Here is an 8,931-nt window from a genome sequence, read left to right as displayed (position 1 = left end):
CCTCCGGAACATTGAGATCCAGAACGGCGTAGGATTCCTGTGGATTGAGTCCTTCCAGGAAGCGACCGCCATGCGTATCGAGCCGCAGCGCCACCTTCCCGGCAGCGGCGAGATCGGAGAAACGACGACAGACAGCGAGCCCGTCCGTGATTTCCCGACCATAATAATCAACCAGCACCGTCAGGTTGGTGTCCGGATAAACCTCGTGAAACATCTCCGCCGCGCGTACGGTCGAACCGGCATACCCGATCAGGGCGTGCGGCATGGTGCCGAAGCCGTGGGTTTCTCCGAAAAACGCCGCCGTCGCATCATTCGCACCGCCGATGAACCCGATCGCCCCTTCCTTCTGCGCCGCCCGGCTGCCGACAGACGCGCTGTAAGCCATCAGTTCCTGCATCTCATAACCGGCGCAGTGGCGCGCTTCCATGGCAAGGAACTGCGCCTTGGGCAGGGAGAGCGCCATCTGGTAGGCGCGGTGCGCCCCAACGCAACAGGCGCCGAGCTTCTGGAGGATGAGTGTTTCCAGATCCACGAGTTGTGAGAAGAACCCCGTGATATAGAGCAGCGGTTCACCCGCCCCGACCCATTCACCCTCGCCAAAAACCGGCTCGACGAGGATTTCGATGCCCCGTTCCCGGGCGATGTTCTTCAGCCATGCCTCGACCATGCCGGTGGCCGAAAGAACGGGTCTGCGGATGAACACGGCATACGTGACGGCACAGTCGCCGAACCGGCTGACAATGGCCTTTGTCCGGTTGAAATAGCTATCCGTACGCGCCCGGATATCCTCATCGCTGATGGGTGCCGCACAGAGCGACTCAGCGACACCGGTCGAGACGGGCGTTTCAACGGAAGGAACGGAGGAAGATGAGAGTTTCGAGTGAGAAAGTCTGGAAACCACGGCCTGCCCTTTCCTGATGTCCTGCTCTGGACTCACTGAGTGAGGTTGGAAAATCGGCAGGGCACGAAGAGAGTGTGTTTGACTGAACCTCAATGATGGACCTGAAACTCTCAGGAACTCAATTTTCGAACGCCAGTCATCTGATGATGTCCGACACTGATTTGTGGCCGCAGAAGAGGAAACCGGCAAGACCGCCTCCCTTCTTCCGAACTGTCAGTCCACTGCGGCACACCGTTTTGTGACAAGGAAGCGCACTCCCCTGTCACGGTTTTCCCTGTCGGTGTTACCCTTAAGCCGTCTTTTTCAGGCTACGGGCACGGGAATTCAGTTCTTCCGCAATCAGGAACGCCAGTTCGAGAGACTGCTCGGCGTTCAGGCGTGGATCGCAGAAGGTTTCATAACGGGCACCGAGGTCGTTTTCGGTCAACTGATGGGCACCGCCAACGCATTCCGTCACGTCCTGCCCCGTCATTTCCATGTGCACACCGCCGGGAACCACGCCTTCCTCGGTCAGAATGTCGAAGAAACCCTGAATTTCGGTCAGAATGGCTTCGAAGGAACGGGTCTTCACCTTGTGGGAGGTGGAGATGGTGTTGCCATGCATCGGATCGGACATCCACGTCACGGTCCGCCCAAGCCCCTTCACGGAACGGACGAGCGACGGCAGGTGATCCTGAATCTTCGTCGCGCCCATGCGGGAGATGAGCGTGATGCGCCCGGCCTCGTCAGCGGGGTTGAGGATTTCGAGCAGCTTTTCGAGATCTTCGATCTTTGTCGTGGGACCGACCTTGATGCCAATCGGGTTGCGCACGCCACGCAGGAACTCGACATGCGCACCGTCCGGCTGCCGGGTGCGGTCACCGATCCACAGGAAGTGCGCGGAGCAGTCATACCACTCGCCAGACGTGGAATCGACGCGCGTGAAGGCCTGCTCATACTGAAGCAGCAGCGCCTCGTGCGAGGTGTAGAACTCGGTCTCATCAATCTGCGGCGCGATTGTCGAGTTCAAGCCACAGGCCTCCATGAAGGCCAGTGTCTCGTCAATCCGTTCAGCAAGCGCGCGGTAACGCTCCGCAAGTGGAGAGCGCTCGACGAAGCCGAGATTCCAGCGATTCACGCGGTGCAGATTGGCGTAACCACCCCGTGAGAAAGCACGCAGCAGGTTCAGAACGCTGGCCGACTGGAAATAGGCCGTCTCCATCCGGCGCGGGTCCGGAATACGATCGTCCGCCGTGAAAGCCGGGCCATTGATGATGTCGCCGCGATAGGACGGCAACGAGACATCACCCACTGTCTCCGTGTCGGAGGAACGCGGCTTAGCATACTGCCCCGCCATGCGACCGATCTTCACCACCGGCACCTTGGCGCCGAATGTCAGCACGACGGCCATCTGGAGAAGGACACGGAAGGTGTCGCGGACGAAATCGGCAGAGAATTCGGAGAAGCTCTCGGCGCAGTTGCCGCCCTGCAGCACGAAGGCGCGTCCGGCGGCGGCCTGAGCGAGATGCTCGCGAAGACGGCGAGCCTCCCCGGCGAACACCAGCGGCGGATAACGATGCAGACGCGCTTCGACATCCTTCAGGGCCGCCTCGTCGGGATAAGTCGGCACCTGCTTGATGGGAAACGACCGCCAGCTTTCCGGCGACCAGTTGGCAGCCGGCGAGGCGACTGTCCGGGAGGATGCGGAAGGGCTGAGCGTGACACTCATGGTCTGTTCCTGTCAGTAAGTGCCGGACCTTTGTGCGTCCGGACGAGGTTCTGTTCGGGTTGAGGTGGAGACAGTCCGCATAACTGCGGGTGGGACAGTATGCCGAAAAACATGTTTCACGCAAAGGGTGGCGGCCCTGAGCCTGTCAGTCTCTGCCTTCAGTCAAAAGAGACCGCCTCATGAAGAGCCTCTGGCGAGAGCGTTCAAAATGCCCGAACACTCTTCACACAGCCCATAGATAGTATCGAAGATTGCAGAAAACATGGGGAGGCCGCAGGAAATCTGCCTCTCCTCCCTCCAGACAAAAAGGTCAGTTTTCCAGATATCGCTGACGCACATGCGCGAGATACGCTTCCGCACCCAACGGTTTGCCCGTGGCGTCCGCTACAATCTGCTGCGTCGAAACACTGCTGGCGCGTTCATGCACATGCTGGCGCAACCAGCCGAGAAGTGAAGAGAAATTCCCGCTTCGAATCTGCCCACACAGATCGGGCAATGCTTTCAGCGCGGCCTGAAACAGTTGCGCGGCAGTCAATGCGCCCAGCGCGTAACAGGGAAAATAGCCCCAGAGACCGAGGGGCCAGTGGATATCCTGAAGACAGCCGCGCCGGTCATCCGGCACATTGATGCCGAGCAGATCATGGATGCGGGCGTTAAAGGCTTCCGGCAGGTCTTTCAGAGCCAGCGAGCCTTCGATCATGGCCGTTTCCAGCTCATAACGGGTAATGATGTGCGCAGGATATGTCACTTCATCGGCGTCCACACGGATCAGTCCACGCTCCACGAACGTCATGCGACGATAGAGCGATTCCGCATCCCATGACGATGCCGAGCCGAATGTTTTCGCCATCAGCGGCGCTGCGAAAACAGCGAAATCGCGCGAACGGGTCACCTGCATTTCCAGCAGCAGAGACTGGCTTTCATGCATGGTCATGCCACGGGCACGCCCCACAGGTTGCCCCAGCCACGCTTTCGGTAGTCCCTGTTCATAGAGCGCGTGCCCCGTTTCATGCATGACGCCAAGGAAGGCTGGCAGGAAATCGTCTTCCTCATACCGCGTGGTGATGCGCACATCCTCGGTTGCCCCGCCGCAGAAAGGATGGGCGCTGACGTCCAGCCTTCCGCGACGACTGTCAAAACCGACCTGCTCCATCATCTGAAGACCCAGTTTTTCCTGCACGGCGATGGGGAATGGCGGTTGTCCGAGCAGCGGCAAGGGGCCGCTTTCGGCCTGCCGGGCGATCACGGCTTCAATCAGGGAAGGCAGTTCACGCGCTAGATCAGCAAAGATCGGCGCGATTGTAGCCTGCGTCATCCCCGGATCGAAGCCATCGAGCAGCGCATCATAGGGAGAAAGACCGAGCGCTTCACCAATCGCCTGCGCACTCTCCTTGGTCAGATCAAGCACTTTTTGCAGAGCGGGCAGAAGCATGCCGAAATCGCTCTCCTTCCGCGCCTTCCGCCACACCATTTCCGCTTCTGATCCGGCCCGCGAGAGAGCCTCCACCACGTCGCCCGGAACCGCCACCGCGCGCGCGTGGATGCGTTTCATTTCATCGAGATTGGCCTGACGCCACGCATCGCCTTCCGCATTGGCCTTTTCCAGCCACTCGGCGACTTCCGGTTTCGTCAGCAGTTCATGCTGCAAGCCGCTCAATGTGGCCATGACAGTCGCCCGACGGTCCGCGGCACCTTCCGGCATCATGGTGTCGCGGTCCCATGACAGGATCCCTCCCGCGTCTTCCAGCGTGGAAAGACGACCGAAAAGATGTTCGAGACTGTCATAGGCCTTCATGCTGCAACTCCCTGTTGTGAGCGAACGGGAGTATGGCGCGAAAAAAGGCGAATGGCGATCTCAGGCCGTGAAGAACTGGCTCAGCCCCATCGAGCGCAGCGCACGGCGATAGGCGATCGAACTGCGATCCGCCGTCACATGTGCTTCCAGAGTGGGGTCGAGAGGCAGATTTTCAGGCTTCTGGGCTTCGACCAGCGCCCGGTCTTCCTCGAAAACCCGCAGATTGAAGTCGTACACATCCTGCAAGGGCAGATCCTTGTCGAAGTTACGGCACATCGGCGCGAACATGCGGGTTTTGCGCGCGGATACAGGCGATGCGGCATTCATGATGACAAGACGGCCGTTATCGGGAAAATAGATTTCCAGCGTTGCGGTAAACGGCACATGCACCCGGAAATGCCGTAGCCATTCAAAGCCCGGACGCCCCTTTTCCTCGTGGCCAATGGGATAATTTCCTACGCTGCTACGGTATTCCGCTTCAAACCCGTCTGGCGTCAGACGCGGTCGATAAGGTGGCACCACAGGATTTTCCGGATCGGCAAATGTGTCCGTATGCACGAAGGCGAAATGGGCGACGTCAATGAACCCTTCCACCTGCCGCCCCGCAAAACCGGCAATATCAATCCATGGACAGTTGATCTGCTGATAATCAGGGTTGTCCCAATGCGGCATCGGTGGAATGGCGGCTTCATCTCCTTCTGGACGAAGGCAGGTCCAGATCAGACCGTAGCGTTCCACGGCGGGATAGGTGCGCAGATTGAGCTTTGAGGGAATGGCATTGTCGGGATGGGCCGGAACTTTGACGCACTTCCCCGCTCCTCCGAAACGGAAACCGTGATAGGCGCAGGCGATGGCCTGACCATCGCCCTTCCCCATGCTGAGAGGCACACCCCGGTGAGGGCAGAGATCGTCAGCAACGACGATGCCGTCGCCTGCGCGGTAGACCACCAGCGGTGCATCCAGAAGGGTCACACCCAACGGCTTCTCACCCAGTTCCCGAACAAGCGCGACCGGATACCAGCAGCGGGCAAGAATGTTCCAGTCATCCACATCGAACGTCATGGTGCGGGGAAGCATATGCGTCTCGGCGGGACGGGTGAGCGTTGCTGTGGTCACGGTCGATTCTCCTGAGCAGGCCGGAAGCTGTCCGGTGACTTTCAGAAAGATCATTTCACAAGCGATACGCTCTCAGATATATCATAATTGTTCATTTTCCATTCTCAAAACAAGAATGCGATGCAGCCTTTCTCCCGCTTCCTGATCTATTTCCTCGCCGTCGCGCGACACAACTCCATCCGCAAGGCGGCTGAGGATCTGCGCATTGCCGGATCGGCCATCAACAGACACATTCTGTTGGGAGAAGAACAGCTTCAGACACCACTTTTCGAGCGCCTGCCGTCCGGCATGCGTCTGACGGCGGTTGGCGAACTGCTGTATGTCTGCGCCAGCCGCTGGGTGAAGGATCTGGACAGCCTGAACCGGCAGATCGACGATCTGAAAGGGATACGCTGGGGGCAGGTTGACCTTCTGGCGCCGGAAGCCCTGTCACGCGCGTTCCTGCCTGAACTGTTCACGCGCATGAAGGAAAGTCACCCCGGCATCGTGCTGAACGTGAATATCCGCGACAACCGCACGATTCATTCGACGCTGCTGGCAGGGGAAGGCGACATCGCCCTCATGCTTGATCCGGAAGAAATGCGGGATCTGACGGTGATGAAAAGCATGTCGTTTCCGCTGGGGTTCGCCTGTCGGCCCGATCACCCACTGGCGCAACACGCAACCGCCCGCCTGACGCAGTGCGCCGATTATTCCATGGTGGTGCCGGAACAGCCGCTGGCTCTTTCGTCAGTATTCACACGTCTTATGGAAAACAGTCGCATCACTCCTGTTGTCGCAGCGCGGGCGAACAATGTGCAGATGCTTATCTCCCTTGTAAGCGCAGGGATCGGCATCTGTTTTCTCAGCTATCTGGACGTGATGTCTGAAGTGCTACGGGGCGATCTGGCGTTCGTGCCGCTGGTTGGCGCACGCGTGCCGCATCTTACGCTGGCACTCGTTCATGACCGCACGCGCCAGCTTTCTCACACAACCCGACTGGTGGAAAACGTCATCAAGGACATCATGTCGCGGCAGAGCAGTGAAGCGCACGTCCACCAGCCCCCTATGTCTGATTGAAGACCGGAAAGGGACTGCATTCTTCTCAGCGAGCATTCATGAACAATGCAGAATGCTGCCTGTATAGCCCGAAACCACCACAAAATGGTGATTACTGGGTGATCCGAGACAGCCTTGAAATCGCCCTGATGAGCAGGTCTAAGATGCGCCAAAATGGCGGCAACGGATAGTAGAGGACGCTCCATGGAAAAGCAGGTGAATTCACTTTGGGCCCAGCTGAACGGCTGGCTCCCGACGGTTCTGGGCTATGTGGGGCAGGTTGTGCTCGCCCTTGTCGTGCTGGTGATCGGCTGGGCCATCATCAACATGATCACCCGCGCGATGGGACGGATGATGGCGGCCAGCCACATCGAACCGACGCTACGGGGATTTCTGATCAGTGTCGTCAGCCTGCTGCTGAAAGCCCTCCTGCTGATCAGCGTCGCCTCCATGGTTGGGATCGCAACGACATCCTTCGTCGCCGTTCTCGGTGCCGCCGGTCTGGCGGTCGGCATGGCGTTGCAGGGCAGTCTCGCCAACTTCGCCGGGGGCGTACTGATCCTGCTGTTTCGTCCCTTCAAAGTCGGTGATACGATCAGTGCAGGCGGCAATACCGGAACCGTGATCTCGATCGAGATGTTCCGGACCGTACTCCGGGATGCAAGCAACGAACTCATCTATGTGCCCAACGGCACACTCTCCAACAATGTTGTCGTGAACAGTTCCGAAGCTGAAAGACTTCTCGCTTCGGTCAGCCTGCTGATCGATTACAACGATGATATCGACAAGGCGCGCGCCCTGCTGCTCGGTCTGCTGGAAAATGACGAACTGGTTCTGAAAGATCCGGCCCCCTCCGTTTCCTTCCTTCCGCAGCCAGCCAATATCGCCGTGTCACTTGGCTTCTGGTGCGCCCCAGGCAACGTCGCGTCCTTGGTCGGCAAATATTCTGAAGCCGCAATCAAGGTGCTTCGCAAGGAAGGCTACCGTCTGGGCGTCAATTCGCGCGCTTCGGGATAAAACCTTCATCGGGTCACGCGCCGGAAGGTGAGATTGACCCGACATTCACCCGTCGCCGGATGGGTGGATCGCGCCAGTGGCGCAACACCATGAAACACCAGCCGGGATGGACCTCCCCACACCACCACATCCCCGTGTGACAGGCGAAAGCGACGCATGGGGTCTTTCCGCGTCAGCCCGCCCCACAGGAAAGTCGCAGCCACCCCGAGCGAGACGGACACGATCGGCACATCCGTCGCCTCTTCGTCACGATCCTGATGCAGGGAGAGGCGGGTGCCCGGTCGGTAAAGATTGATCAGACCGGACTGAAGGGGCGCCTCACTGAATCCCGCCGCCATGGTGGCCTGCCGCACGAGACGTTCAAAGCTATCCGGGATCGGTGGCCAAGCCTCTCCCGTCTCAGGCTGCGTTCTGGTGTAACGATAGCCCTTCCGATCCGAATTCCATCCCCAGTCGCCACAGGCGGTCATGGCCACTGACATGCGATGACCACCCGGCGTGATAAGATGTCTGAACGGCGCTTTGCGGGCGATGGCGCGGGCGGCATCCAGAAGCGCTTCAGCCTGCGGGAGCGCCATTCCCGGGAAAATGAACGCACCCTCTCCTAGCCTGACTGGCTCTTCCGCCGCTTTTTCCTGCACGCCAAGGTGATCGAACAGGTCTCCCGTCATTTCATTCCTCCTGCCTGCCTTTTCCGCATCCCCCGCATGTCTTGCGGAAAAATGCGCTTCAGGTGGTTGCGGTCACATGGGGGAACACACTAACTGTAGAAGTAACACACCTGATGATGACGATGGGGGTTTCGCCTTCTGGCGCTGACGCCCAGTCCAGAAAGATGACGTTGATGTTCGTTTTACCCCGCCTCTCCTCGCTTCTTCCCTTCGCTGCGGTGTGTGGGATGCTGGTTTCGACAGGCATGGCCCTGTCCAGCGCAGCCCATGCCCAGCAGAGCGACGCGCTGGCTGGCGCGGAAATGATGTCGGGTGATCCCACGCGCGAAGATTCGGGAACAGCAACCACCGCAGGCCGTCACGAAAATCTGCATGTTCAGGGACGTCGGCGTCTTCCCACGGGTTATCAGGATGCCCCGTCCATGGATATGACACATGGACCGGACCCCGAACACGCCCAGCATGTGACCCGCGATTCAGTCACTGGCGCTGACCTGTCGAAATTCGGATCAGCCTATCAGGATAACGGCCCGATGGGCACCGGCTCGATTGGTGACTCGACGGGCAACGGCTGGGTTGCTCCGCGCTGATCAGCGGGAGAGGACAGCCATTTCCTGTAAAGTGAATAGGTTCCCTCTGTCATAAAACCGTCACTCTTCAAATGTCGCATTTGTCATGTCCGTAC

Annotated in this window: 8 protein-coding genes; 3 read left to right on the top strand and 5 right to left on the bottom strand. The window is 59.1% G+C overall.

Annotated elements, in window-relative coordinates:
- The 4 genes from ABF824_RS09050 to ABF824_RS09035 all read right to left on the bottom strand — a co-directional run.
- A partial coding sequence (locus ABF824_RS09050; protein ID WP_415488228.1) for a nicotinate phosphoribosyltransferase occupies positions 1–799 on the bottom strand: 799 nt, incomplete at its 3' end.
- Between the two features lie 391 nt (positions 800–1,190).
- Complete coding sequence (locus ABF824_RS09045) at positions 1,191–2,609, bottom strand: class II 3-deoxy-7-phosphoheptulonate synthase (RefSeq protein WP_415488218.1); 1,419 nt, start codon at positions 2,607–2,609, stop codon at positions 1,191–1,193.
- Positions 2,610–2,919: 310 nt separating this feature from the next.
- Positions 2,920–4,404, bottom strand: coding sequence for a carboxypeptidase M32 (locus tag ABF824_RS09040; RefSeq protein WP_415488216.1), 1,485 nt, complete (start codon positions 4,402–4,404; stop codon positions 2,920–2,922).
- A 60-nt stretch (positions 4,405–4,464) separates the two neighbouring features.
- The gene (locus tag ABF824_RS09035) at positions 4,465–5,481 is read right to left on the bottom strand and encodes a Rieske 2Fe-2S domain-containing protein (protein WP_415488226.1); all 1,017 of its coding nucleotides are present in this window, start codon (positions 5,479–5,481) and stop codon (positions 4,465–4,467) included.
- Between the two features lie 159 nt (positions 5,482–5,640).
- Between ABF824_RS09035 and ABF824_RS09030 the strand changes: the two genes are divergently transcribed.
- Entirely contained in the window at positions 5,641–6,579 is a 939-nt protein-coding gene (locus ABF824_RS09030) for a LysR family transcriptional regulator (protein WP_415488214.1), read from the top strand.
- Positions 6,580–6,762: 183 nt separating this feature from the next.
- Entirely contained in the window at positions 6,763–7,575 is an 813-nt protein-coding gene (locus tag ABF824_RS09025; protein WP_415488212.1) for a mechanosensitive ion channel family protein, read from the top strand.
- A gap of 5 nt (positions 7,576–7,580) precedes the next feature.
- Here ABF824_RS09025 and alkB read toward each other — a convergent pair whose 3' ends face one another.
- The gene (gene alkB, locus ABF824_RS09020; protein WP_415488210.1) at positions 7,581–8,246 is read right to left on the bottom strand and encodes a DNA oxidative demethylase AlkB; all 666 of its coding nucleotides are present in this window, start codon (positions 8,244–8,246) and stop codon (positions 7,581–7,583) included.
- A 113-nt stretch (positions 8,247–8,359) separates the two neighbouring features.
- Here alkB and ABF824_RS09015 point away from each other — a divergent pair, with 113 nt between their 5' ends.
- Positions 8,360–8,836 (top strand): hypothetical protein, encoded by a 477-nt coding sequence (locus tag ABF824_RS09015; RefSeq protein ID WP_415488208.1) that lies wholly within the window; start codon positions 8,360–8,362, stop codon positions 8,834–8,836.
- Positions 8,837–8,931 lie beyond the last annotated feature (95 nt).

This window comes from Acetobacter sp. (assembly GCF_047721705.1).
Classification (GTDB): Bacteria; Pseudomonadota; Alphaproteobacteria; order Acetobacterales; family Acetobacteraceae; genus Acetobacter.
The sequence above is the reverse complement of the archived record's forward strand: the minus strand, read 5'-3'. Positions and strand labels throughout refer to the sequence as shown.